General features: G+C 67.7%; 22 protein-coding genes. 15 read left to right on the top strand and 7 right to left on the bottom strand.

What is annotated here, in order from left to right; all coding sequences use genetic code 11:
* Positions 1-3 precede the first annotated feature (3 nt).
* The gene (locus tag SB754_RS00440; protein ID WP_410780381.1) at positions 4-915 is read left to right on the top strand and encodes an alpha/beta hydrolase; all 912 of its coding nucleotides are present in this window, start codon (positions 4-6) and stop codon (positions 913-915) included.
* A 25-nt stretch (positions 916-940) separates the two neighbouring features.
* Here SB754_RS00440 and SB754_RS00435 read toward each other — a convergent pair whose 3' ends face one another.
* Together SB754_RS00435 and SB754_RS00430 are read right to left on the bottom strand one after the other, a co-directional pair.
* On the bottom strand, positions 941-2,239 hold the full coding sequence (locus SB754_RS00435) for an ABC transporter permease (RefSeq protein ID WP_410780380.1): 1,299 nt from the start codon (positions 2,237-2,239) through the stop codon (positions 941-943).
* On the bottom strand, positions 2,236-2,937 hold the full coding sequence (locus tag SB754_RS00430) for an ABC transporter ATP-binding protein (protein ID WP_410780379.1): 702 nt from the start codon (positions 2,935-2,937) through the stop codon (positions 2,236-2,238). The genes SB754_RS00435 and SB754_RS00430 overlap by 4 nt, the downstream gene beginning before the upstream one ends.
* A 173-nt stretch (positions 2,938-3,110) precedes the next feature.
* Between SB754_RS00430 and SB754_RS00425 the strand changes: the two genes are divergently transcribed.
* The 3 genes from SB754_RS00425 to SB754_RS00415 all read left to right on the top strand — a co-directional run bounded on the left by SB754_RS00425 (position 3,111) and on the right by SB754_RS00415 (position 6,644).
* Entirely contained in the window at positions 3,111-4,298 is a 1,188-nt protein-coding gene (locus SB754_RS00425) for a sensor histidine kinase (protein ID WP_410780378.1), read from the top strand.
* Positions 4,295-4,960 carry a response regulator transcription factor gene (locus SB754_RS00420; RefSeq protein ID WP_410780377.1) on the top strand — a complete coding sequence of 222 codons (666 nt, stop codon included), beginning with the start codon at positions 4,295-4,297 and terminating at the stop codon, positions 4,958-4,960. The genes SB754_RS00425 and SB754_RS00420 overlap by 4 nt, the downstream gene beginning before the upstream one ends.
* Before the next feature lie 85 nt (positions 4,961-5,045).
* Positions 5,046-6,644: an MDR family MFS transporter gene (locus SB754_RS00415; protein WP_410780376.1), complete on the top strand. Its 1,599-nt coding sequence runs from the start codon at positions 5,046-5,048 to the stop codon at positions 6,642-6,644.
* Here the strand turns inward: SB754_RS00415 and SB754_RS00410 are convergent.
* Positions 6,637-7,533, bottom strand: a complete 897-nt coding sequence (locus tag SB754_RS00410) for a helix-turn-helix transcriptional regulator (protein WP_410780375.1) — start codon at positions 7,531-7,533, stop codon at positions 6,637-6,639. The two genes, SB754_RS00415 and SB754_RS00410, sit on opposite strands and share 8 nt — an antisense overlap.
* A gap of 102 nt (positions 7,534-7,635) precedes the next feature.
* Here SB754_RS00410 and SB754_RS00405 point away from each other — a divergent pair, with 102 nt between their 5' ends.
* Complete coding sequence (locus SB754_RS00405) at positions 7,636-8,559, top strand: oxidoreductase (protein WP_410780374.1); 924 nt, start codon at positions 7,636-7,638, stop codon at positions 8,557-8,559.
* Positions 8,560-8,613: 54 nt separating this feature from the next.
* On the opposite strand, the gene SB754_RS00400 is transcribed toward SB754_RS00405, so the two are convergent.
* Positions 8,614-8,805, bottom strand: a complete 192-nt coding sequence (locus SB754_RS00400; RefSeq protein WP_410780373.1) for a hypothetical protein — start codon at positions 8,803-8,805, stop codon at positions 8,614-8,616.
* A 247-nt stretch (positions 8,806-9,052) separates the two neighbouring features.
* Between SB754_RS00400 and SB754_RS00395 the strand changes: the two genes are divergently transcribed.
* Positions 9,053-9,748 (top strand): TetR/AcrR family transcriptional regulator, encoded by a 696-nt coding sequence (locus SB754_RS00395; RefSeq protein ID WP_410780372.1) that lies wholly within the window; start codon positions 9,053-9,055, stop codon positions 9,746-9,748.
* 4 nt (positions 9,749-9,752) lie between these two features.
* Here SB754_RS00395 and SB754_RS00390 read toward each other — a convergent pair whose 3' ends face one another.
* Positions 9,753-10,706, bottom strand: coding sequence for an NADP-dependent oxidoreductase (locus tag SB754_RS00390; RefSeq protein WP_410780371.1), 954 nt, complete (start codon positions 10,704-10,706; stop codon positions 9,753-9,755).
* Between the two features lie 74 nt (positions 10,707-10,780).
* Between SB754_RS00390 and SB754_RS00385 the strand changes: the two genes are divergently transcribed.
* From SB754_RS00385 to SB754_RS00360, 6 genes are all read left to right on the top strand, one after another.
* A complete protein-coding gene (locus SB754_RS00385) occupies positions 10,781-11,416 on the top strand; it encodes a TetR/AcrR family transcriptional regulator (RefSeq protein ID WP_410780370.1) in 636 nt (211 codons plus the stop codon).
* Positions 11,416-12,624 (top strand): sensor histidine kinase, encoded by a 1,209-nt coding sequence (locus tag SB754_RS00380; RefSeq protein WP_410780369.1) that lies wholly within the window; start codon positions 11,416-11,418, stop codon positions 12,622-12,624. The genes SB754_RS00385 and SB754_RS00380 overlap by 1 nt, the downstream gene beginning before the upstream one ends.
* Entirely contained in the window at positions 12,621-13,304 is a 684-nt protein-coding gene (locus SB754_RS00375; RefSeq protein WP_410780368.1) for a response regulator, read from the top strand. The genes SB754_RS00380 and SB754_RS00375 overlap by 4 nt, the downstream gene beginning before the upstream one ends.
* A gap of 100 nt (positions 13,305-13,404) precedes the next feature.
* A complete protein-coding gene (locus tag SB754_RS00370) occupies positions 13,405-14,298 on the top strand; it encodes a CPBP family intramembrane glutamic endopeptidase (protein WP_410780367.1) in 894 nt (297 codons plus the stop codon).
* A 129-nt stretch (positions 14,299-14,427) separates the two neighbouring features.
* Positions 14,428-15,891, top strand: coding sequence for a ricin-type beta-trefoil lectin domain protein (locus tag SB754_RS00365; RefSeq protein ID WP_410780366.1), 1,464 nt, complete (start codon positions 14,428-14,430; stop codon positions 15,889-15,891).
* Between the two features lie 216 nt (positions 15,892-16,107).
* Complete coding sequence (locus tag SB754_RS00360) at positions 16,108-17,064, top strand: DUF389 domain-containing protein (RefSeq protein WP_410780365.1); 957 nt, start codon at positions 16,108-16,110, stop codon at positions 17,062-17,064.
* 90 nt (positions 17,065-17,154) lie between these two features.
* On the opposite strand, the gene SB754_RS00355 is transcribed toward SB754_RS00360, so the two are convergent.
* Complete coding sequence (locus SB754_RS00355; RefSeq protein ID WP_410780364.1) at positions 17,155-17,778, bottom strand: SGNH/GDSL hydrolase family protein; 624 nt, start codon at positions 17,776-17,778, stop codon at positions 17,155-17,157.
* Between the two features lie 132 nt (positions 17,779-17,910).
* Here SB754_RS00355 and SB754_RS00350 point away from each other — a divergent pair, with 132 nt between their 5' ends.
* The 3 genes from SB754_RS00350 to SB754_RS00340 are packed head-to-tail and all read left to right on the top strand — an operon-like array spanning position 17,911 to position 21,802.
* Entirely contained in the window at positions 17,911-19,323 is a 1,413-nt protein-coding gene (locus SB754_RS00350; protein WP_410780363.1) for an MGH1-like glycoside hydrolase domain-containing protein, read from the top strand.
* Positions 19,320-21,044: a family 78 glycoside hydrolase catalytic domain gene (locus SB754_RS00345; protein WP_410780362.1), complete on the top strand. Its 1,725-nt coding sequence runs from the start codon at positions 19,320-19,322 to the stop codon at positions 21,042-21,044. Before SB754_RS00350 ends, SB754_RS00345 begins: the two co-directional genes overlap by 4 nt.
* The gene (locus SB754_RS00340; protein WP_410780361.1) at positions 21,014-21,802 is read left to right on the top strand and encodes an alpha-L-rhamnosidase C-terminal domain-containing protein; all 789 of its coding nucleotides are present in this window, start codon (positions 21,014-21,016) and stop codon (positions 21,800-21,802) included. The genes SB754_RS00345 and SB754_RS00340 overlap by 31 nt, the downstream gene beginning before the upstream one ends.
* Here the strand turns inward: SB754_RS00340 and SB754_RS00335 are convergent.
* Positions 21,744-23,576 carry an ABC transporter ATP-binding protein gene (locus SB754_RS00335; protein WP_410780360.1) on the bottom strand — a complete coding sequence of 611 codons (1,833 nt, stop codon included), beginning with the start codon at positions 23,574-23,576 and terminating at the stop codon, positions 21,744-21,746. The genes SB754_RS00340 and SB754_RS00335 overlap by 59 nt on opposite strands.
* Positions 23,577-23,579: the final 3 nt, after the last annotated feature.

Below are 23,579 nucleotides of genomic sequence, written 5' to 3'. Positions count from 1 at the left end.
CCGATGAAGCTCGGCCTCTACCAGTCGTTCGACCCTCGCCTAGTTCCGCTGATCGACTCCACTCGTGCGTTCTATGAGAAACGCGGGACGGGACGAGGCCCGAACAGCTGGAACGAGCTTCAGGCGATCCGCGACGCGGCGAGATCTCCCGCACCCTCGAGCCCTCCTCCGGTCCTCGAGGTTGCCCGTCACGACGGCCGGAGCGTCCCCGTGCGGATCCACTACCCGACGTCGGCAACCCCCAGGGGTGTCTTCCTGGACTTCCACGGCGGTGGGTTCTACATGGGTACGGCAGCAGGAAGCGATGTCCGCAACCGTGAGCTGGCCGACACGCTCGGTATCGTCGTCGTCAGCGTCGACTACCGGCTCGCGCCGGAGAGCCCATGGCCCGCGGCACCCGACGACGGCGAGACGGCAGCTCTGTGGCTTGCAGAAAACGCAGCCGACCGATTCGGAACAGAGCAGCTCACCCTAGGCGGCTTCTCCGCGGGTGCCACCCTCGCCATGACCACTCTTATTCGCCTCCGCGATCGCGGCATGGCGGCTTTCAGCGCCGGCGTGCTGCAGTTCGGGACGTACGACCTCAGCGGGCGGACCCCCTGGGGGCGCCTGATTGCGGACGAGTACTTCATCGAGGCCTACGCCGGCGCGGCACTCGACCGCACCCACCCGGACTTCTCCCCGATCTACGCCGACCTCGCAAACCTGCCGGCGATGCTGATCATGGTGGGCGAGGAGGACATCCTGTTGCGCGACAACCTCGCCATGGCCGCGCAGCTCTCCGCAGCCGGCATCGATGTCGACGTGAAGGTCTATCCTGCATCGCCCCACGGTTTCACCGGACACCCGACGCCCATGGCCAGTGCAGCACTCGGCGACCTGCACACCTGGCTCGACGGCCAGCTCGATCGCTGAACCCCGGAGCGGCCGTGAATGCCGGTCACTCGTACCGCAGCGATTCGACAGGGTCCGCCTTGGCCGCACGCGCCGCGGGGAGGGTGCCGGCGAGGAAGGCGATGGCCACGACGAGCAGGATGATCGAGGCGATGGATGCCGGGTTGAAGGCGATGAGCGACAGCCCCGGCAGGCCGGAGAGGAGGCTGCTGGAGAGTGCCGAACTGATGGCTGTGCCTGCGCCGATCGCGATCACCGCTCCGATCGCGCTGCCGAGGAAGCCGAGGAACGCCGCTTCGAGGCTGAACAGGCCGAAAATGCGCCCGCTGCCCATGCCGAGAGCTTTCATGAGCCCGATCTCCCGCGTGCGTTCCTGGACGGACATGTAGAGCGTGTTGACGATGCCGAAAGCGGCCGCCAGAAGGGCGATGATCGCGAAGGCGTTGAGCACGAGCACGATGCCGTCGATCACCGTGGTGATGGTGCCGAGCTGATCGGAGATCGTCGTGCCGGTGTAGCCGGAGGAGGTGAGCCTGCCCTTGAGCGCGTGGATCTGAGTGTCCGAGGCGTTCGGGTCGAACCAGACGGTCGCCGAGGCGTAGCGGTCGGCCTGCTCCGCGGACAGCCCGGTGCTCTGGGCTGCGAAGAGAGCGTCGCTCAGCGCGTCGTTGGTGAGCACGCTGGCGCCGGTGGGGCTGGCGAGACCCTTCTCGGTGACGCCGACGACCCGGGCCTGGATGACGTGCTGCGTTCGGCCGGCGTCGGTGACCGCGAGACGGACGGTCGCGCCGAGCGCCGAGCTGTCGCGGGAGAACCCCAACGGCGCGACGTAGGAATCGGGGAGAGCGACCTGCAGTTCGCGCGACGACTTCTCCGGCTTCTTCCCGGCCGCGAGCACGGTGGTCTGGCCGGGAACGAGCTCTCCGACGCTCGCGACGTACTTGGTGCCGCTGCCGACCTGCACGTAGTCGAGGGTGATCCTGCGGACGGGCTCCGCCTTCACGACGCCGTGGATGGCCGTGATCGTCGTGATGTCGGCCGGAGTCAGTGCCGTCACGGTCTGGCCGGGGATGCCGCTGGCGACCGCCTCCGGGTCGTACTCTTTCGGCTTCGCGTCCGCCTGCGGACCGGTGCTGTCGGTGCTGGTCTTGGTGACGGTCATCGCGTCGGAGGCGCCGACGCCGGAGACGGTGGAGGCGATGTAGGCGTTGATGCCCGTGCCCAGTCCGCTGGTCAGGGTGAGGGTGAACGCTCCGACGAAGATCGCCAGGATCGTGAGGATGGTCCGCGTCCGCGACCGGAACGTGTTCGACACGGCGGAGCGGATCAGGTCGCCGGTTTTCATGCGGCCACCTCGATCGCGGAGTCTTCGACGATGGCGCCGTCACGGATGAGGATGCGCCGGTCGCAACGCGCAGCGAGGTCCTCGTCATGCGTGACCACGATGAGCGTGATCCCGTGCTCCCGGTTGAGCCCGAAGAGGATGTCCTCTACGACCCCGCCTGTGGCGGAGTCGAGGTTTCCCGTGGGCTCGTCGGCGAAAAGGATGCGCGGATTGTTCACGAGCGCCCGGGCGATGACGGCCCGCTGCTTCTGACCGCACGACAGATTGGCGGCCTTGTTGCGCGCTTTGTCATCCAGCTCCAGCTGTTCGAGTGCGGCATGCGCGCGGCGCCGGCGTTCACCGGGCCGGACCCCGGCGATCTTCAGCGGCAGGACGACGTTCTCCAGCACCGTGTCGTTTCCGGTGAGGAAGAACTGCTGGAAGACGAACCCGAACGTTTTGTTTCGCGTGCGATTGAGCCGGGACCCCCGCAAGGTGCCTGTGTCGACACCTTCGAGCGCGACGGTTCCGGACGTGGGTGCATCCAGAAGGGCGAGGAGGTGCATGAGGGTGGACTTTCCCGAACCGCTCTTTCCGACTATCGCGACGGACTCGCCCTCGTAGATGTCGAAACTCACTCCACTCAGTGCATCGAAGCGGTTCTGGCCGCGGCCGTACGACTTGCGCACGTCGGTGACCGAGATGATCGGGGTGCTCATGGTGCTCCTTCGGGGTGGTCAGGGTGTGTCCGCATGATGGGACCGTTCCAGCGTCACCGCTGCGCCGCCGCGGCGCGTCCCCCGCACAGGGACTCCGGATACTGCGACCGCGGTATCCGCGCATGCCGCCGCAGGGGGACTCGCTCGAGCCTCGAAACCGGCAGACTGGGGAGATGATGCGCCCGCTTTCGTCCGGCGACCTCTCCGCGGGCCCGCTGCCGCGGCCTCCGTGGTGGTTGTCGGATGTCGTCGTGAGCCTGCTGATCGTCGCGACGGTCTTCCTGCCGGTTCCCGGTGCCGAGTTCCATCCGGCGGGCCCGGTGGCGATGGTGCTCTCGTTGCTGCCCATCCTGATCCTCCCGTTGCGCCGATGGTGGCCGCTCCCGGTGCTCGGCATCCTCCTTGTGCTGTTCGCGGTGGTGGCGTTCCTCGGAACCCTGTCACCGGGGATCGGCATCGCCGTTGCCGTCGCGGTGTTCCAGGTGGCCACCCGCCGCACCCGCACGGTCGGCCTCATCGCGGCGGGGGTCGCTGTCGTCGTCATGGTGGTGGTCGTCGCCACCTACCCCGTGTCCATCGGAAACGTCTTCGACCCCCGGGTGCTGCAGTTCGCCCTGATCGTGGCGTTCGCTGCAGCAGCCGGCGACGGCGCCCGCTTCCATCGTGCCTATATCGCGGCGATCACCGAACGCGCTGAGCGCGCCGAGCGCACCCGCGAGGAGGAAGCGCGACGCCGGGTCACCGAGGAGCGTCTCCGGATCGCTCGCGACCTCCACGATGCGGTCGCCCACCAGATCGCCGTGATCAGCCTCAACGCGGGAGTCGCGTCGTCCTCGCTCGACGCCCGTCCGGAACGAGCCCAGGAGGCGTTGGCGACCATCCGCGCCGCCTCGCGCAGTGTGCTCGGCGAGATCGGCGACCTGCTCGCCGTCCTCCGGTCCGACGAGGCCGCGGACGTGGGGGCGACCCCGCAGCCGGGCCTGGAGAGCCTGGACGAGCTCATCGGCCAGTTCGACCGCTCCGGCCTCCGAGTGCACCTGCGCGTCGACGGCGACCCTTCGCGGGTGGCGGGGGCCGTGAGCCGGGTCGGCTACCGGGTGGTGCAGGAAGCGCTGACCAATGCGCTCAAGCACGGCGATGAAGGCCGTGCGCATATCCTCGTCGAGGTGGATGACGCACTCACGATCACCGTGGTGAACCCGATGGCGATGGCCGGGGAACGGAACGCGCACAGTTCCGGACTGGGGCTCGTGGGGCTGCGCGAACGGGTGGCCGCGGTCCGCGGCACGGTGGAGGCCGGTCTGACGGCGGCAAGCTGGAAGCTTGTGGCGCGCATCCCGTTGCCGAAGGAGGTCCGATGATCCGGGTGCTGGTGGTGGACGATCAGTTTCTGATCCGGCGTGCCGTGTCCGAGCTTCTCGGCGACGCGGACGACATCGAGGTCGTCGGCACGGCGACGGACGGGCGGGATGCCGTCGAGCTCTCCCGGCGCCTGCACCCGGACGTCGTCATCATGGATATCCGCATGCCCGAACTGGACGGCATCGCCGCCACCACAGAGATCTGCGCAGACCCGGACCTGAGCGAGGTGCGGGTACTGATCCTCACCACCTTCGACGAGGACGAATACCTGGTGGCCGCCTTGCGCGCGGGCGCGAGCGGGTTCGTGGGAAAGGGCGCGGAGCCGGACGAGATCGCTCGCGCCGTCCGCGCGGTGCACCTGGGAGACGCCCTGCTCTCCCCCGTCGCGACCCGTAACCTCGTCGACCGGTTCCTCGCCTCCGGCGCCGGGCCGGCCGCCGGCTCCATCCCGGAGGTGAGCCAGCTGACCGAGCGGGAACGGGAGGTGCTGCTCCTGGTGGCACGGGGGCGCTCCAACCAGGAGATCGCGGAAGACCTCTACATCTCCCCGCACACCGCGAAGACCCACGTGAACCGCATCATGTCGAAGCTGCACGCGCATGACCGCGCACAGCTCGTGATCGTCGCGTACGAGTCACGCCTCCTCACCCCCGGCAGCTGACGAGCACCGAAATACCGCGGTCGCGGTACGCCGAATGCCGCGCCGGGAAGACGCGCCCCGGCACGCCGCGAACGAGCATGGGGACGTGACCGATTCGACCGCTTCTGCGACTCCTTCTCCTGTGGCTTCTTCGGAGGCGAACCCGCAGGCGCCCGGCGCCCAGCGACGCATCCTGCTCGTCTTCGCGGGCCTTCTCGTGGCGATGCTGCTGGCCTCGCTCGACCAGACGATCTTCTCGACGGCGCTGCCCACGATTGTGGGAGAACTGCACGGCGTCAACCACATGCTCTGGGTGACCACCGCCTATCTGGTGGCATCGACGATCATGATGCCGATCTACGGGAAGCTCGGCGACCTGATCGGCCGCAAGGGGCTGTTCATCGGCGCGCTCGTCGCGTTCGTGGTCGGTTCGGTGATCGGCGGCCTCGCCCAGGACATGACGTGGCTGATCATCAGCCGCGCCACCCAGGGAATCGGCGGCGGCGGACTGATGATCCTGTCGCAGGCGATCATCGCCGACGTCGTTCCCGTCCGGGAACGATCGAAGTACATGGGCGTCATGGGCGCCGTCTTCGGCATCTCCAGCGTCGCCGGCCCGCTCCTGGGCGGCTGGTTCACCGAGGGCGTCGGCTGGCGCTGGGCCTTCTGGATGAACATCCCGCTCGGCCTCATCGCGATCGCTCTCGCCGTGCTGTTCCTGAAGATCCCGAGGCGTCGCGCACGCGTCCGGTTCGACATCTGGGGCACCATCACCATGGCGGTCGCCGTCACCTCGATCATCCTCGTCGCTTCGTGGGGCGGCACGCAGTACGAGTGGGGATCCTCGATGATCATCACTCTCATCGTCGTCGCCGTCATCGCCAGCGCCGCCTTCGTGCTCGCCGAGCACAAGGCCGCCGAGCCGATCATCCCCTTGTCGTTGTTCCGCAGCCGCAACTTCGTGCTCGCCACCATCACAGGGCTCTTCATCGGCGTGGCCATGTTCGGCGCCCTCGCCTACCTGCCCACCTACCTGCAGATCGTCGCCGGCGTGAACGCGACGGTTTCCGGCCTCCTGCTGATCCCGATGATCGTCGGGCTGATGGCCACCGCGCTGCTGACCGGCCAGCTCGCCTCCCGCACCGGACGCTACAAATGGATGCCCATCGCCAGCATGGTGGTGATCGCAACGGCGCTGCTGCTGCTCTCCACACTCACCGTCTCGACGCCGCTCTGGGTGCTGCTCGGCTACCTCTTCCTCCTCGGCGCGGGAATCGGCCTCTGCATGCAGATCCTCATCCTCATCGTGCAGAACTCGTTCCCGGACTCGCTGGTGGGCACGGCGACCGCGTCCAACAACTTCTTCCGTGAGATCGGGGCCTCTCTCGGTGGCGCTGTCGTCGGTGCGCTGTTCACGTCGCGCCTCACCAGCATTCTGAGCGAGCGGCTGCCGGGCGGCGGCGGCGTCGCCGACCGCAACTCGCTGACGCCCGCAGCCATCAACGCCCTCCCCGAGGGCGTGCGGAGCCTCATCGAGGGCGCGTACAACGACGCGCTCACCCCGGTGTTCGCCATGCTGATCCCCATGGTGCTGGTCGGTCTGGTGCTTGCGGTCTTCATCAAGGAGGCGCCCCTCCGCGCCACCCTCGAGACCGAAGAGAGCGACATCCGGCCGGTGGAGCAGAGCGCCTCGCCGATCAGCTGACCGGTCGCGATGAGCGCGGGGCAACGGGCGCGGTGTCGTTCAGCACGTCCGCGGATCGGGTCGCCGGGGCGAGGACCGACAAGAGCTGCAGGCGGTCTTCGTGACCGGCGCTCGGAGTCATGACGATCATGCTGGCTCCGCCGGCGAGGCCGTACGCGTCCCACTCGACATCGATGTCGCCGACCCGGGGGTGCCGGATGGTCTTCCCTCCTTCGACGCGGTCGCGCACATCGTGTCGAGCCCACAGGTTCCGGAATTCGGCGCTGCGAACAGACAGGGCGCCGACGATGGCGATGGCCCGAGGGTGCTCAGGATCTCGGGCGATAGCGGTCCGGAGCATCCCGATGTATTCGATGGCCATGGCGCGGCAGTCGGCGAACCGTAGTTGCGCCTCGTCCCGGAACAGGGTGAGCAGCACGTTCCGTTCCGCGGGGGGAACGTCTTCCGGGTCGCCCAGAAGTTCGGCGGCGAGAGGATTCCAGGCGAGGACATCGAGGTGCTCGCTGATGATGAACGCGGGCAGCGCTGTCGCGTCGAGGAGGGCTCGGGCGTTCCGGGGAACGCGAGTGGGGCGCCGACGGGGTGTTGCGGGTGGGTTCCGGGCGGCCTGGGCGAGGCGCATCAGGTGGGAGCGTTCCACGTCGTCGAAATCCAGGGCCTCAGCGATGGAGTCGAGTATCGCGTCGGAAGGGTGCGCGTTCCGGCCTTGTTCGAGCCTCTGGTAGTAGTCGGTGCTGAGGCCGGCCAGGGCGGCGACCTCTTCGCGCCGCAGGCCGGCGACGCGGCGACGTCCGCCCGGCTCGAGTCCGAGCTGTGCCGGGGTCGTCTGCTCCCGTCGAGACCGCAGGAACAGACCGAGTTCGCGGGCGGGCGACGATTCGGTGGGCATTGCATCATTGTCACGTACGACGGCCCCGGCAGGGTCGTCCTGGCAGACCTAGGCGAACCGGGGCGACGGAGATCCGACGGATCGTTCGTAGCGTCAGGAAACATGACTCACTGGACCGCATCGGACATCCCCGACCAGACCGGACGCACCGCCATCGTGACCGGCGCCAACTCCGGCCTCGGCCTCGTCACCGCCACCGAACTCGCCCGGCATGGAGCGCAGGTGGTTCTCGCTGTCCGGAGGCCGGCATCCGGCGAGACCGCTGCCGACGGCATCCGTGCTGCGGTGCCGGGGGCGAAGCTCGAGGTCCGGACCCTCGACGTCGCTTCGCTGGCCTCGGTGCGAGCGTTCGCCGCGGAAATCGCCGCCGAGTACGACAGCATCGACCTTCTGGTGAACAATGCCGGCGCGGAGAATCTCGCCGGTCGCCGGAGCACGGTCGACGGGTTCGAGTTCCACCTGGGGACCAACATGCTAGGCCATTTCGCGCTGACCGGGCTGCTGCTCGACACGATCACTCGAGGCGCCGGTCCACGTGTCGTCTCCCTCAGCTCCATCACGCACAAGAGAGCCCATCTCGACTTCGACGACCTTCAGTCGGAGGAGCACTTCGATGCCAACCGGGCCTACGGAGCCTCGAAACTCGCCACCACGACATTCGGCATCGAACTCGACCGCCGACTCCGAAAGGCTGGGTCACCGATCATCAGCACCATCGCTCACCCGGGGCTGTCCCGATCGAACTTCATCGACAGCGCCTGGAAGGACCGCAGCGCTGCGGCACAGCTGCTGGGCCGATTGTTCTCCGCCATCGCCACCCAGCCCACCGAACAAGGCGCCCTGAACCAACTCCACGCCGCAACGGCGCCGGGGGTGCACGGCGGTGACTTCTTCGGCCCCGGCGGTAGAGGCGAACGCACAGGTCACGTGACCCGGGTCGCTGCGTCGAAGGAGGCGCAAGACCCGACTGTCGGCCAACGCCTGTGGAGTGCCGCCGAAGTCCTCACCGGCGTCGCCTACCTGTAGTTGCGACCGGAATCCCGCGCATGGACAGGGCCGCCGCTTACGCTCATTGAGCCCTCAGTCGGCTCGATCGTTCGCCGCCCACAGCGCCAATTCGATGCGTGCGAAAACGGCAGGCATCTGGCCGATGAGCCGCTGTTCCACGTACTCCATACCGGCAGTGATGAGCTCGGCATCCGCGAAGGCGAAGCTGACAGTGAATCCGTCATCCGTTCGCCATGCCTGAATACCGCTATTCACTGCGACCACTCCCGAATCGCAATCTGACGGCGACGTCGAAATGGGCTCGGACAGAGGGGGCGACAACCGTCCTGGACGGGCGATGTCTTGCACTGTGCCTGCTCGCTCTGGGCTCACACCTATACTCCAATCGGAGGGCTCGTCATCGAGTACCGGACCCCATGCTGGCATAGTTACTTACATGTCAGTAAGCGCCTGGTTGTAACGCTTCCATAACAGCCGTCGCCGGCTCATCGGACTCACAAGGAGGTCTCCCATGCACGAAGGCCCTGCCCTCGATGGCGTCGACCAGCCGATTTCGAAGCAGCAGGCACGTACGCTGGAACGCCGAGAGGCGGTGCTCAAGGCCGCCATGCAGGTCTTCGGTGCGCACGGCTACAACAAGGGCGCGCTCGTCGAGATCGCCCAGCAGGCGGGCATGACCCACGCGGGAGTGCTCCACCATTTCGGCAGCAAAGAAGGCCTACTGGTCGCCGTGCTGCGCTACCGCGACGGAGAGGCGGTCGGCGGAGTGCAGGGCCGGCCCCAAGTGACCGGTCCGGCCTTTCTCCCGCACTTGCTCGACACGGTTGAGGAGAACACTCATCAGCGAGGAGTGGTGCAGACGTACGCGGTGCTTTCGGCCGAATCGGTGACTGAGGGCCATCCGGCCCAGGAGTACTTCCGCAGCCGGATGACCAAGCTTCGCGAAAAGCTCGTCGCAGTGCTACGCGAGGTCGTCGGTCACGGCCCGTCAGAGAAAGAGCTGCGCGACGCCGCCAGCGCACTGATCGCCGTCATGGACGGGATGCAGGTGCAGTGGCTGCTCGACCCGGAAGCGGCCGACATGCCTGCCGCCGTGGAACTCGTGATGAATGAGATCGTGGATCGGCTTGCTTCCGGGACAACGGCACCCAGCGTCCGCGGGGGCCGACCTTCGCGCGCCCATCAGCCTCACCGCCCAGGCCTCTGAACGATCAGAGGTCGACGACGACCTTGCCGCGTACGTGCCGGCCCGCCTGGAGTTCGACCGCAGCACGGACGTGCTCGAGATCGAACGTCGCAGCGATCGGCACTCGCAGCCGGCCCGCGGCGACCAGGCGAGCGATGTTCTGGAGAGCCTCGGCGCCGGCATTGGCCCCGTTCGCGGCCGGCACGCCTTCCACGACCGCTGCGATCGTGCAGATTCGCGCATCGGGGACGCCGAGTTCGCGCGCGACGCGGACGGTGTCGGTGCCGTGCAGGTCGAGCGCGGCCGTGATCGGGACACCGAGTGCGCGGATTCGGTCGGCGAGACCACTCCCGTAGGCGACGGGCTCGGCACCGAGGCTCGCGAGGTATCCGGCGGTTGCCGGAGAGCCTGTCCCGATCACGCTCGCACCCGCGATGCGGGCGAGCTGCACTGCGAAGACGCCGACGCCGCCACCCGCTCCACCCATCAAGACGGTGTCGTCGGGGCCCAGCTCGAGAACAGCCAGGGCGGCCGCCGCGGTGCTGCCGGCGATCGCCAGCGTCGCCGCCGTACGGTCGTCGACACCTTCGGGCGTGTGGTGGGCTACGCCCGTGGTGATGTCACCATGGGTGTCCACGATCACGTAATCCGCCAGGGCCCGCGAGAGCGCCGCACCGTAGACGCGATCGCCACGCTGGAACCCGGTCGCTCCGTCGCCGAGCTGGTCGACGAATCCGGCGTAGTCCGTGCCGAAGCCAGACGGCAGGGTAAGCCCGAACCGGGCGGCGGTGGCGGCGTCAGAAGTCATGAACCAATCCATGGGGTTCAGCCCGGCCGCGGTCACTTTGATCCGGATCTGCCCTGGCCCCGGGTGCCGCGCTGGGACGTTGTGCACTGCCAGCCTTTCCGGGCCCCCGAACGATTCGAGCAGAACCGCTCTGCTCTCGCTGACTTCGCGTACTCCGCCACTCTGCTGCATGCGTTTCTCTGTCTCCTGTCCAAAAACGGACTATGCTCCGTATCGCCTGCCACTCTAAACGGAGCGTGTTCCATTTGTCCACTGCCGATCATCGTCCGACCCGCGCCGACGCAGCGCGCAATCGCGAGCAGCTGCTCGCCGTAGCCACGCGGGTACTCGCCACAGAGGGCGCCGAGACCTCGATGCGCGCCATCTCCCGCGAAGCCGGCGTGGGCATCGCGACTCTGTATCGTCACTTCCCGACCCGGGAATCCCTCGTCGAGGCCGTCTACAGCGACCAGGTCGAGCGGCTGACGACCGGCGCTCGCGCGCTGCTCGCACAGAACCCCCCCGCCGAAGCACTGCGACAGTGGATGGATCTCTACGGCGGGTGGATCGCCACCAAGAGCGGCATGCTCGACACGCTTCTCGCCATGGTCGAATCCGGTGATCTGGCCCACGCGAAGACCCGCGATGAGATCCTCGCGGCGATCTCCACCATCCTCGACTCCGGCGCCGCTGAGAACGCGCTGCGGTCGGATGTGACCGCCCTCGATGTCTCCGCCAGCCTCATCGGCATCTTCACGGTCACCCGACAAGCCGGCGGTGCCGTCCGCACCGACCGGCTGCTCGACATCCTCCTCGACGGTCTCCGGCCCCAGCGCCATCCCCGTAAAGACGCTGACCACGACCACCCGGGATCGGATGACGACGAGCGTGTTGCCCGCTGATGCCGGAACGTGACGACGACGGACGCGGATGGGCGCTCCGACCTGAGCGCGTCAAGCGAGCCGGCTTTCGACCGGCTGCCGAGGACATCGCGCTGGCCGTCGGGCTCGCTGTCCTGGCCGTGGCGCCTCTCGGCGTGCCCGCGCTCGAACTGGGCGAACTGGCAGCCCGCACCTCCGCATACAGCGCGTTCGTGTTGCTCCTTCTGCAGACGCTTCCGCTCGCGATCCGACGGCGCGCCCCCGCGGTCGCGCTTGCCGTCATCGGCGTGGCGTGGGGCGGTGCACAGCTCCTCGGCGCCGACACAGGTCTCGCCGGCCTGGGTCTCCTCATCGCCCTGTGGTCATCAGGGCGATATCAATCGGCCCATCGCCGCTGGACCGTCGCCGGCGGCACCCTCGCCTACGGGCTGCTCGCCGGGCTGCTCGTAGCGGCGGGCTCTCCAGAACGGCCCGTCGATTGGGTGACGTTCTGGATCGTTCTCGCCGCCCCGTGGTGCGCCGGCGCGGTGATCCGCGAACAGCGCACACGACAGTCAGAGCGTGAACGCCTGCTCGCCGCCCAGGCCGCCGCCGACGCCCGCTCCGTCATCGCCGCAGATCTCCACGACGTTGTCGCGCATCACGTCACGGCCATGGTGGTGCAGGCCGAATCAACCGCATTCGCGACCGACCCGCTCGAGCACGACGAACGCACGGTCGCACTCGAGTCGATCGGCACTCTCGGGAGGGCTGCACTGGACGACCTCCGAGGGCTGCTCGACGCCCTGGACCCGGGATACGACAACGGAGGTGTCCGCCCGCCGGCCAGTGTTCAACATCTGGTGGCGCGGATACGGTCCACCGGCTACCCGATCACCCTTGATGGCGCCGACACCCTTCAGTTCGGACCGGCGACGACCGCGGTCGTGCACGATGTGTGCCGGGAAGCGGTGACGAACGCTATGAAGCACGCGCCCGGCGCTCCCGTGCATATACAGCTGACGGCGGTGAGCGGCGCGCGGATCGAGCTGCTGATCGAGAACCCGCTCCCCGCGGTATCCCACTCCCCTCGGCCCCGGCCCAGCGGAGGTGGCGGCCGGGGTCTGAACATCATCGAACGCCGGGTCTCGGCAGCCGGCGGCAGTGTACGGATCGAGCGAGCACCCACGTATCGCATCACCGCCTTACTGCCGATCGATTTTCATCACCCCTCAGGAGACCGACGATGACCGGTGACTCCGCAGGGCAAGCCCACCCGATTCGGGTCGCCATAGTGGATGACCAGCAGATCGTGGTGGAAGCATTCGTGCGCGTCCTCAAATCGCGCGAGGAGTTCTCTATTGTCGCCACCGGGAACACCGGCTATGACGCCGTCGCCATCGCCGAAACCGGCGGCGTAGACGTCATCGTCATGGACATCCGAATGCCTGGCCTTGACGGTATCGGCGCCACCAGGAGGATCCTCGGCGCCGGTCCGCGCGCGCCACGCATTCTCATGGTCACGACCTTCAACCTCGACAGCTACGTATACGAGGCGCTGCGAGCGGGAGCGAGCGGCTTCCTGCTCAAGGATGCGCCACCTCACGACCTGGTCACCGCAGTCAGGACCGTGGCGCGCGGCGACGCGATGGTCGACCCGAGCGTGACGCGGGCGCTTATCGGCTCGCACGCGCGGCGGATCCGGCCGCCTGCGGAGCCGGTCGAAGCTCTCGCGATGCTGACGAAGCGGGAGCACGAGGTGTTACGACTGCTGGCAGCCGGGATGTCGAACGCGGAGATCGCCGACCACCTGGTCGTGACCCGCGAGACGGTCAAAACCTACGTATCGCACCTGCTGAGCAAGCTCGGATTGCGCGACCGGGTGCAAGCAGTGGTCCTCGCGTACCGGGCGGGAATCGTCGACGACTGATCCACCCCGATCATCATCCTTTGGGGGAACCGTGGATGTTCAGCCTTTCCTACGCTCGAAACGCGGCCGGATCACGGCCCCGTACGAGGAGGACATCTCAATGAACACCACCATCGACACAACAGGAGCCCCGTCTCGGCTCCGCCGGACGCTGGCCCACCCGCTCTCGTGGATGCTCGTCGGCATCGTCGCGATCGTCGCAGTGGACGCGGTGTGCACGGCCCTCGGCTCAGCGCTTGGCACGGTGGGCACCATCCTCGGGGCCCTCCTTGGCGGAGTGCTCTCCATTCTGATCTACCGCCTGGTGATGACACGCCTCGCCGGCCGCTCCACACCCGAACTCACCCTCGTCCCGCGACGGGCCGCACGAGGAGCACTGCTCGGCGCCGGCATCGGCGCCGCATTCATCGGCACGTCGGTCGGGCTGATCGTCGTGCTGGGTGGATACACCATCACCTGGCAGCCGATCGATCCGGCGCGAACGGTGGCGGTTGTGGTCGCGGTGAACATCGGTGCGGCCGTGGTTGAAGAACTCGTGTTCCGCGGCGTGGCATTCCAGGCCATTGAACGACTCGCCGGCGGCGGCGTTGCCGGCCAGACCCTTGCTCTTGTGCTCACGGCGGCGTTCTTCGGTGGAGCGCACATGCTCAACCCCGGCGCGACACTGTGGAGCGGCATCGCGATCGCTCTTGAGGCGGGCGTACTCACAGGAGCTGCGTTCCTCTGGAGTCGTGACCTCTGGCTGGTCATCGGACTCCACGCAACCTGGAACATCCTCGAAGGCCTCCTCGGGATCGCCGTCTCCGGCCACCGGGATGCCGGACTATCGATCACCGTGGCGCATGGCCCCGGCATCCTGACCGGAGGCGAATTCGGTCTCGAGGCGTCGGTCATTCCCGTGGTCCTCAGCCTCGTCCTCAGCGCCGCCATGCTCCGGGCCGCACGGAAGAGGCGGAAAGCCCTCCAGCAGGGAATCGAGTCATTCACCGCCTAGGTGGCACGGAAGCGACTCTTGACTGCTTCGGGCGATCGGTGGCACCATGACCGCACGCGGCTTACGAGGCTCTCGCTGCAGCCGCGCCCACCCCTCCAGCAGATCGATGAGGATCCATTGCACACTCTGATGTTAACGTCAACATTCAAGCGGAGACTAAAGCTTACTGCGGCCGCCGTCGCCGCTGCCGCGGCCATCACGCTCGCGGGATCGCTCGCCGGCGCCCCCGCCTCCGCCCAACCGCAGAACTGGTCGCACGCGTCTGATACCGCGGACTTCAAGGGAGTGAACTGGGCGGATCCGCGAGACAACTACGCCAGCGACGCTCTCGTTCCCACCGGCCTCAGCACGACGGACGATTATCTGCAGGTCCTGAGCACCAGCCACCGCGTGCTCCAGGGCTTCTCCCGCAACCTCGGAAGCAACACCGTCCGCCTGCCGATCAATCCCTCCACCGTCGGCACCGCCTGGTGGAAGTCCTACCGGGCAACCGTCGATGCGGCCACCCTCTCCGGGTACAAAGTCATCATCAGCTACTGGGAAGCGGACACCAGCAAAGACGGAGTCATCGACAATGTCGACCAGTGGAAGTCGATGTGGAACACGGTCGTCTCCACCTTCCGCCTGTATCCGAACGTCTATTTCGAGCCGATGAACGAGCCGCACGGCTACAGCCTCCAGCAATGGGTCGGGATCACGTCCCAGTGGCTGGCGGACCATCCGCAGGTTCCCCGCAACCGCGTGGTGATCAGCGGCACCGGATACAACGACAACGTCGTCGGTGTCGGCCAAGCGCCCGAGCTGAAGGGCACGCTCCTCTCCCTTCACTTCTACGGGTATTGGGCGTCCTACACGACACAGGCCGAATGGACAGCGGATCTCGCGAAGCGGATCGGAACGTATACCGATCGAACCCTGATCGACGAGGCCGGCGCCCCGATGACCATCGGGCTCAACTACGGCGCCCACAACGGCAACGTCTACACCGCCTACTTCGCCGCCGTCACCGACTTCGCGCGCGACCACCACATGGGCATCGTCTACTGGCCCGGTCTGCGAGCGGGCGATTCCTACTCGATCGAGTCGCTCGCCCCGAACGGAACCCTGACCGATAACAGCGCAACCGGGGTCGCCCAGCTCAAGTGGGGCTACGGCTACGGGTCGCAGGAGCCAGAGAACAACCTCCCCGCGGCTCCGCCCGGCCAGAGCCTGATCGGACAGGCCTCGCAGCGCTGCGCCGAGGTCCCCGGATTCAGCACCACACCCGGGACGGCACTGGATCTCTGGGACTGCAACGGCGGAGGAAACCAGTCATGGAATCTGACGGCGGACAACCAGTTGCAGATCTACGGCAACCTCTGCATGCAGGCAGGGACGGATGGAGTGACCGCGGCACCGGGTAGCGCGGTCGTCCTGGCCGACTGCACGGGCGCAGCAACCCAGCAGTGGAGCTTCACAAGTGATGGCAGCGTCACAACGGCCGCCGACCCGGGACTGTGCCTGGACGCTTCAGGGGCCGGGACGGGCAACGGCACCGCCGTCGACCTCTGGTACTGCAACGGCCAGTCGAACCAGCTCTGGACCAGAAAGTAGCTGAACGCGTGCGAGGGCTGACGGACACCGGTCGGGTCCGCCAGCTCTCCACGCCTGGAGCGCTACTACTGCGCCGTGAGCCCCAGGCCTTTTCATGAGCCACGGTGGATCGCGCCCGCCGTTGTATCGGCCGGGCTGGGCTGCCCCGATCGGCCGCGTTATCCGACACGCCCCCGATCGCCAGACGCGCGGCTCGATTGCGGTGACACTGGCCACGTGCAGCATCTGCGAATCGTCGCCCCCGCCAACCTCGTCGACCAGGTGCTCACGACCCTCCAGGACAACGTGGCGACGACCAACATCGTTCGCATCCCGAATGCCGCTACCCGACCTGCCGGCGACCTGGTGCTCTGCGATGTCGCCCGGGAAGGGGTGAGCATCCTGCTCGACCAGCTTCAGAAACTCGGGGTGCAGCACGAGGGCTCGATCTCCGTCGACGACATCGGCATCGAGATCTCGGATGCGGCGAAGCGCGCAAGCCGAGCCGCCCCCGGGCACGCCGCAGACGCAGTTGTGTGGCAAGAGATCGAGCAGCGCACACATGAAGAGACCAGCCTCTCTCCCACCTTCCTGACGTTCATGTCCGTCGCCACCATGATCGGTGCGATCGGTGTGGTCTTCGACGAACCCATCCTCATCGTCGGCGCGATGGTCGTCGGCCCAGACTTCGGCCCGCTCGCTGCGCTCTCAGTGGGCCTCGTGCGGTGGCGACGTCGGATGATCGGTCAATCCGTCCTCGCGCTCGCCGTCGGGTTCGCCGTCGCTATCGCGATCACCATCCTGTTCACGTTGCTGCTCACCGCGCTTCACCTGATGTCACCGGCCGACCTGCTGCGCTCCCGGCCTCTGACTGATTTCATCTGGCGTCCCAACGTGCTCAGCTGGGTGGTCGGTTTCCTCGCCGGCATCGCCGGCTTACTGTCTCTGTCGACCGCGAAGTCGGGCGCACTCGTCGGCGTGCTGATCTCGGTGACGACCATTCCGGCCGCCGCGAACGCCGCCGTCGCCTTCGCTTACGGGGCCACCGAGCAGTCCGTCGGTGCGCTCATCCAGTTGGTCATCAACCTCGCCGCGATCACACTCGGCGGGGTGGCGACCCTGATTGTGCAGCGCGTGAGCCAGCGACGGCGCGCAGCACAGGCGATCACCGGGCAGCAGGACGGTACGGTCTAACCGTCTCGTCGGCAAGGCGCCCACGAGCATGGACGGTTCCTGTCGCGGGCCGGGCGAGGAGCCAGCATGGCACCCGGGACCACCTCCCCCTCAATCCACCTGACGAAGCCACGCCTCGGCGAGGGCCGCGTGCCCGGCAGGGCTCGGGTGCACACCGTCGGCCGCCCACGTCGCGTTGCCTGTCGTCGCCGCTAGGCCGGCGAACATGCCGTCCGCGGCGACGAGGTGGGCGTCGAACTCTTCGGCGAGTTGCCTGACCACCTGGATCTTGGCGTCCAGATCGGGACGCCACGCGCGCTGCTCGTCGCTCACTGGAAGCAGGAAGGGCTCGATGAGGATGAGCCGTACCCCTCGCTCCGCCAGGGGTGCCAGCAAGCCCCGGTATCCGTCCCGGTACTGGTCTGTGGTGACCTCCTCGAAGCCGAGCGAATAGTGGAAGCCGCAATCGTTGATCCCCACCAGGATCGAGACGACGTCGGGTTCGGCGTCGAGCACGTCGGCCTGCCACCGCGCTGTCAGGTCCGAGACGCGGTTGCCTGCGATGCCCGTGTTCAGCCATGCGGGCTGACGGTCCGGGTGACGGAGACCCCATTGTCCGGCCACGCGCAACGGATAGCCGTATCCGAGCGGGTTCTCGCCGACCGTTCGCTCGCAGTCGGTGATCGAGTCTCCGGTGAACATGACCCGCATTCCGGTCTCGAGTGTGATCGTCATCGATTTGTCCCTTCGCCTGTCCAGCTAGTGTCAACGTTGACATTAGCAAGGTTTGTGCCGCAGGCTTGCACGAGCGCCGCGTGAACGGGCGCATCGCGGCCCCGACGGCCTCGACTAACGGAGGGACACACCATGACGTTCCCGTCGCCGGCGGCGAGTCGGCCGGTTGTCACAGCCGGCGATGAGCGTATCGGCCGGCTCTACGAGTCAGCCCTCGGCGCCATCGGTCGCAATGTGCGGACCAGTGCCGGCTCGCGGATCCTGTGCGCGGGCGCCGACTACCCGACGCCGTGGACGCGCGACGCCGCGATCAATTCGTGGAGCGCCGTCAGCCTCCTCGACCCCGAGCTGGCTGAAGCGACCCTGCGAGAGGTCACCGAGGTGGGAGCACGGGGACCGGTCGTGCAGCAGGACGATCAGCTGTGGGATCAACTGGTGTGGGCGATCGGTGCCAGGCGGCACGTCGAAGTGACGGGCGATCGGCAGTTCGCGCACTGGGCGGCCGGAGTGGTGGAACGCACCCTCGCGCTCCGTTCCGATGCCTACCGACCCGAGCTCGCCCTGTACGCCGGCGGGGCCCTCATGCAGGACGGCATCTCCGGCTACCCGTTCCCGGACATCGACCGCCTCGACGACTCGAGCTTCATCGGCGACTACCCCGGCTCGCGGGAGATCGCGGCCCTCTCGACCAACGTCATCTACGCCGCCGCCTCCGACGCCGCCGTGTGGCTCCGCCAGATCGCCGGTAGGGAATCGGACGTCGCCCTAGAGCCCACCCGTGGTGCTCAGCTGCGCGCAGCAGTGAGACGAGCGTTCCGCGACCCGGCGACGGGCACCTGGAGCTACCTCGTCGATGAGGCCGGGCGACGGATGGGCTATCAGGAGCTGCTCGGGCTGGCGCTCCTGCTCGAGCACGGCGACTTGAGCGACGCCGAAGCCGCAACGCTGACGGAGGGCGTCCAGCGATGCCCGGCGGGCATCCCCCTCGTGTACCCGCACTTCCCGCGTTACGACGACACGAGACCGGGTCGGCACAACATGATGGTGTGGCCCATGGCGACCGGTCAGTGGGCCGTGGCAGCTGCCCGCCGCGGTGCCGACGCACCCTTTGCCTCCAGCCTCGAGGACTTGGTGTCCGCCGTCTCAACGTCCGACGACGCGTTCTTCGAGGTCTACGACGCGCGCGACGGCTCCGTTTCGGGAGGCTGGCAGGTCGGCACCTGGTGGCCCTCGGTGCCCGACCAGACCTGGAGCGCGACGGCCTTCCTCCGATGCGTTCATGAAGGGCTCCTCGGGATGCGCGCGAGCATCGACGGAATGCACTTCGAACCCATCCTGCCGGCCGGAATCGACCACATCGAGCTCACGGGTCTTCCCTGGCGAGGCGACGAGTTGCACATACGTGTGCGGGGCTGCGGATCTACCGTCGTTTCCGCCACGGTGGACGGCGTGGCGTGGGATACGAGCAATGGGCCGATGACGATCACACCACACGGTGGACGACGCGAAGTGAGCATCGAACTTCGAGCCTCCCGCGAACCGTGAGCGACCCATCCGCTCCTCGGCGGCTGCGAACGGATTTCCGGGATGCGCCGATCGACATCGACGCCCCTCCGCTTCTGACGTGGGAGCCGGACGGCCGGCAGGAGGCGGTCGAGCTCGAATTCGGGCCGGTCGGCGGACAGACCACGCTGGAGCGCCGCCGTTCCGCTTCGGCGAGCTGGGAGCTCGGGTTGCCGCCAGCATCCATGACCGGATTCATGTGGCGCATCCGAACCGCGAGCGCCAGTCGTTGGAGCCCGTGGAGCGAGTGGTCTCGATTCGAGACCGCATTGCTGCGCGAATCGGACTGGGGCGAGTCTCGCTGGATTCGATCGGCGCTGGCGGGAGCGAGCCCGATCCTCTCCACCCGCTTCGACGGCGCCGCCTCCAGCAACCTGCGCCTCGCGGTCTCCGGGCTCGGTGTGGTCGATGTCCGCGTCAACGGCTCGCCCGTCTCGGAGGCGGTGCTCGATCCGCCCCCGAGCGCTTACGACGCCATCGTCCACTATCGACTGTGGGACGTCTCGGAGTTGGTGCGCCCGGGCACGAACACACTGGCGGCCCGCCTCGGCCGTGGGTTCTACGCCATGTCCACGCCGACCAGCTTCGGATGGCATGCGGCACCGTGGCGCGGTGTGCCCAAACTTCGCGCGGTCGTGTATGACGTGGAACGTCCCGGTCGCCCTCTGCTCGTCTCGGACAGCACCTGGACCTCCGAGCTGACGGAGGTCACGGACGATTCCTTCTATACGGGCGAGATCATCGACTTCCGCCGCCCGCAGGCCATCGGGGCGGCGGCTCCCGCCACCGCGCCCGCCGGCGCCCTGCGGATCAGCCGCCAGCCTCCGGTCACGCGCCGCGAGCGCGTCGACATCCTCGGCACTGTGCGCACAGGTAGCGCTCGCCACCGATTCGATCTGGCGGCGAACATCGCAGGAATGATTGCGGTGAGCACCGAGGACGGCACCTCACCGACGCTCCAGGTGAAGCTCGGCGAGAAACTGGGCGACGCCGGCGAGGTGCTCGCAGACGATCCCGCCGTGCCCGGGGAGCTGCAACGCTCGACAGTGATCGGCGCGCCCTCCGGTGCGACGATCTCCTTCGGGCTGAGCTATGCCGGATTCCAATACGCGGAAGTGTCCGGAACGACCGCACCCGTCTCCATCATTGTCGACCGCGTGTCCGCTGCCCCGACGTCCGTCGGCTCCTTCAGTTCCTCCGATCCTCTTCTCGACACCATCCACCGGGTCACCCGGCTGACGCTGGAGAACTGCCTGCAGGGCACGCCCGTCGACACACCGCTGTACGAGAAGCAGGGATACACGGGTGACGCGCAACTTCTGACCGAGACCTATGCGTACAACTACTGGATGCCGAACTACCTCGGTGGATGGTTCGAGAGCAGTGTTCTGCCCAGCCTCCACGACGACGGGTCCCTTCCGGGCATCACCCCGTCGCCGCCGGGAGACTGGATCTTCGACACGCCGTCACCCGCCTGGGACGCCGTCCTCTTCGAAGTTCCGGAAACGCTCGCCCGCCACTACGGCGATCTGTCGATGATGCGCCGCTCACTCCCAGCCCTCCGCCGCTACCTCGGGTTCCTCGCCGAACGCTTCCCCGGCGGGATCGTGGATGTCGGCCTCGGCGACTGGAACGCGCCTGGGCACATCATGCCCCCGAGCATCCGGCCGTCGTGTCAACGGCCTACTACTACCGCTTCCTGACGCTCATGGTCTCGTTTCTGAGACGCGTCGGTGCGAGCGACAACGCGAACACCTACGCTGCACGGGCCGAGGCCGTGCGTGCTCGCTTCAACCGAACGTTCTGGAATGCGGCCGGCTGGTACGCCGGACCTGGCGACGGCGACTTCCGCCAGACGAACAACCTGCTCGCCGTATCGTTCGGGCTCGCAGAGGGCGAGCGGCGCTCGGCCGTCCTCCAGAGCCTCGAACGAGACCTTCGTGCCCGTGACATGCACCTCGACACCGGAATGGTGGGCACCCGGCAGTTGCTGCGTGTGCTCGCCCGTCACCTGCCCCGGCTCGCGTTCGAAGTCGTTCGGGCGCCGGGATATCCGGGCTGGTCGCACTGGATCGGCAACGGCGCGACGACCCTCTACGAGAACTGGGAGCTGGACGGCCGGTCGCACGATCATGCCATGTTCGGCAGTATCGACGAATGGCTGTTCGCGGATGTCGCCGGTTTGTCGCCCGGGGCCGACGGCTGGTCGGTCGTCCGTCTGGATCCGCGGCTTCCCGGGGACGGCGCCTTCGCCTGCCGGGCGTCTCTCGACACGATCTCCGGTCCCATCGACGTCGAGTGGGAGGATCGCGGGCCGTGGATCCGCGGACGGGTCACGGTGCCGAACCATGTGTCCGTCGTGGTTCCCGGCGGCGCGGGCGTCGAGCGCGGTCGCCGCAGCGTCAGGCGCGGACGCCTGACCGAGCACACGATCGAGCTGGCTGTCCCGAGCGCCCCCTGAGACGTCCGACGACGACGTCAGGCGGATTGCAGTCGGTGCAGCTGCGCATACCGGCCCCGGCGGCGAGCAGCTGCTCGTGCGACCCCACCTCGATGATGCGGCCTGCCTCGAGCACGACGATCCGGTCGGCCTCGCGGATCGTCGACAGCCGGTGCGCGACCACCAGGGTCGTCCGGTCGCGCATGAGTGTGCTCAGCGCCCCTTTGATCTTGTACTCGGACTCCGCATCCAGCGCACTCGTTGCTTCGTCCAGGAGCAGGATGCGCGGATCCCGCACGAGGGCCCGCGCGATCGCGAGACGCTGGCGCTGCCCGCCGGAGAGTCGCGCCCCCCGTTCGCCCACCACGGTGTCCCAGCCCTCCGGGAGCACGTCGACGATGTCCATCGCGTTCGCCTGCTCCAGCGCACGGCGAACCCGAGCGTCGTCGACATCGGGCAGACCATAGGTCACGTTCTCTCGAATGGAGCCCTCGAACAGCACGGACTCCTGCGGCACGACGGAGACGAATCGCCGCGCAGTGCGCAGGTCGAGCTCCTCCATGTCCACCCCGTCGAGCAGGATGCGTCCGGTCGTCGGCCGGAGAAAGCCGAGCACCAGGTTGAGGAGTGTCGACTTGCCGGACCCGGAGTGCCCCACGAGGGCGACCGTCTCGCCGGCGGCGATCTCCAGGTCGACTGTCTCGAGCGCGCGCGACGTGGCACCGGGGAACTGGTAGCCGACCCCCTCGAGCATGACTCCACCGCGGACATCCTCGACCGCGCGCTTGCCCTCGTTGCGTTCGATGTCGGGCTCCTGAAGCACCTCGGCCACCGACCGGAGTGACTCCGACCCGCGCGCGCCGATCGGGAGCACGCCGAGACTCCGGTCAAGCGCGCCCGTCAGCAACCCGAAGTAGCTGCCGATCAGCACGACCTGCCCGGCCGAGACGGGAAGCCAGCCTTCAACCGAGATGAGGGCGGCGAGCACCAGGCAGCCGAGCGCCAGCACCTGGAACAAAGCCCAGGAGAGCGCGCCGAAGCGGCCGTTCAGCGCATCCAGCTGCACACCCGCCCTGCGGACCCCTTCTGTGCTGTCGGCGATACGGCTGGAAGCGACGTCCTCCAGGCCGTGCGCCCGCGTGACCGGGATGAGGCTGGCCATCTCGCCGACCCGAGAGGACAGCCGCTCCACCTCGCGGCGCAGGGCCTCGTTGCGGGTGCCCGACCGTCGCCGCATCGCCCTGCCCAGTCCGGCTGCGACGGGGACGGTCAGCACGTACACGGGGAGGAACGCGGGGGCGCGGAGGGCGGTCATCGTGACGGCCCCGACCACGACGAGGGCAGAGGAGAGCAGAGTGGGTCCCGCCTGCTGCAGCATCAGCTCGATGCTCTCGACATCCCGCACGACCTTCGACTGGATGACCGCTGCGCTGGAGCGGGAATGGAAACCGATCGATAGGCTCTGGAGGCGCTGGGTGAGCGCGTTGCGCAGCCGCGATCCCATCCGCCTGCTCGCACCGTTGTAGAGGTGCAGGAAGAGGATGTTCGTCGGCACATTGACCACCACCATGGCGGTGGCGAGCGCGGTGGGCGCCAGCAGCTCGGATGCGCTTCCGCGCGTGGCGACGATGTCGACGATGGAGCTCGTCAGCACGGGAAGGAGCCACAGCGGGCTGTCCTTCACGACGAAGAGCACGACCGAGGCCGCCAGCGTCGCCCGGAAAGGCCGGAGCAGTCCGAGCAGGCTACGAAGCGGTCGTGTCCCGTCCACCGACGCGACCGAAGAACCGGTCACTGG

Origin of the sequence: Leifsonia sp. SIMBA_070 (assembly GCF_046534635.1) — a bacterium.
GTDB lineage: Bacteria > Actinomycetota > Actinomycetes > Actinomycetales > Microbacteriaceae > Leifsonia.
This window is presented reverse-complemented; position numbering and strand designations above follow the sequence as displayed.

Excerpts from the sequence above, each read along its gene's own strand:
- SB754_RS00350 (WP_410780363.1), top strand. The coding sequence starts at position 17,911 with ATGACGTTCCCGTCGCCGGCGGCGAGTCGGCCGGTTGTCACAGCCGGC.
- SB754_RS00425 (WP_410780378.1), top strand. The coding sequence starts at position 3,111 with ATGATGCGCCCGCTTTCGTCCGGCGACCTCTCCGCGGGCCCGCTGCCG.
- SB754_RS00395 (WP_410780372.1), top strand. The coding sequence starts at position 9,053 with ATGCACGAAGGCCCTGCCCTCGATGGCGTCGACCAGCCGATTTCGAAG.
- SB754_RS00410 (WP_410780375.1), bottom strand. The coding sequence starts at position 7,533 with ATGCCCACCGAATCGTCGCCCGCCCGCGAACTCGGTCTGTTCCTGCGG.
- SB754_RS00375 (WP_410780368.1), top strand. The coding sequence starts at position 12,621 with ATGACCGGTGACTCCGCAGGGCAAGCCCACCCGATTCGGGTCGCCATA.
- SB754_RS00365 (WP_410780366.1), top strand. The coding sequence starts at position 14,428 with ATGTTAACGTCAACATTCAAGCGGAGACTAAAGCTTACTGCGGCCGCC.
- SB754_RS00405 (WP_410780374.1), top strand. The coding sequence starts at position 7,636 with ATGACTCACTGGACCGCATCGGACATCCCCGACCAGACCGGACGCACC.
- SB754_RS00435 (WP_410780380.1), bottom strand. The coding sequence starts at position 2,239 with ATGAAAACCGGCGACCTGATCCGCTCCGCCGTGTCGAACACGTTCCGG.
- SB754_RS00380 (WP_410780369.1), top strand. The coding sequence starts at position 11,416 with ATGCCGGAACGTGACGACGACGGACGCGGATGGGCGCTCCGACCTGAG.
- SB754_RS00430 (WP_410780379.1), bottom strand. The coding sequence starts at position 2,937 with ATGAGCACCCCGATCATCTCGGTCACCGACGTGCGCAAGTCGTACGGC.
- SB754_RS00390 (WP_410780371.1), bottom strand. The coding sequence starts at position 10,706 with ATGCAGCAGAGTGGCGGAGTACGCGAAGTCAGCGAGAGCAGAGCGGTT.
- SB754_RS00370 (WP_410780367.1), top strand. The coding sequence starts at position 13,405 with ATGAACACCACCATCGACACAACAGGAGCCCCGTCTCGGCTCCGCCGG.
- SB754_RS00440 (WP_410780381.1), top strand. The coding sequence starts at position 4 with ATGAAGCTCGGCCTCTACCAGTCGTTCGACCCTCGCCTAGTTCCGCTG.
- SB754_RS00420 (WP_410780377.1), top strand. The coding sequence starts at position 4,295 with ATGATCCGGGTGCTGGTGGTGGACGATCAGTTTCTGATCCGGCGTGCC.
- SB754_RS00355 (WP_410780364.1), bottom strand. The coding sequence starts at position 17,778 with ATGACGATCACACTCGAGACCGGAATGCGGGTCATGTTCACCGGAGAC.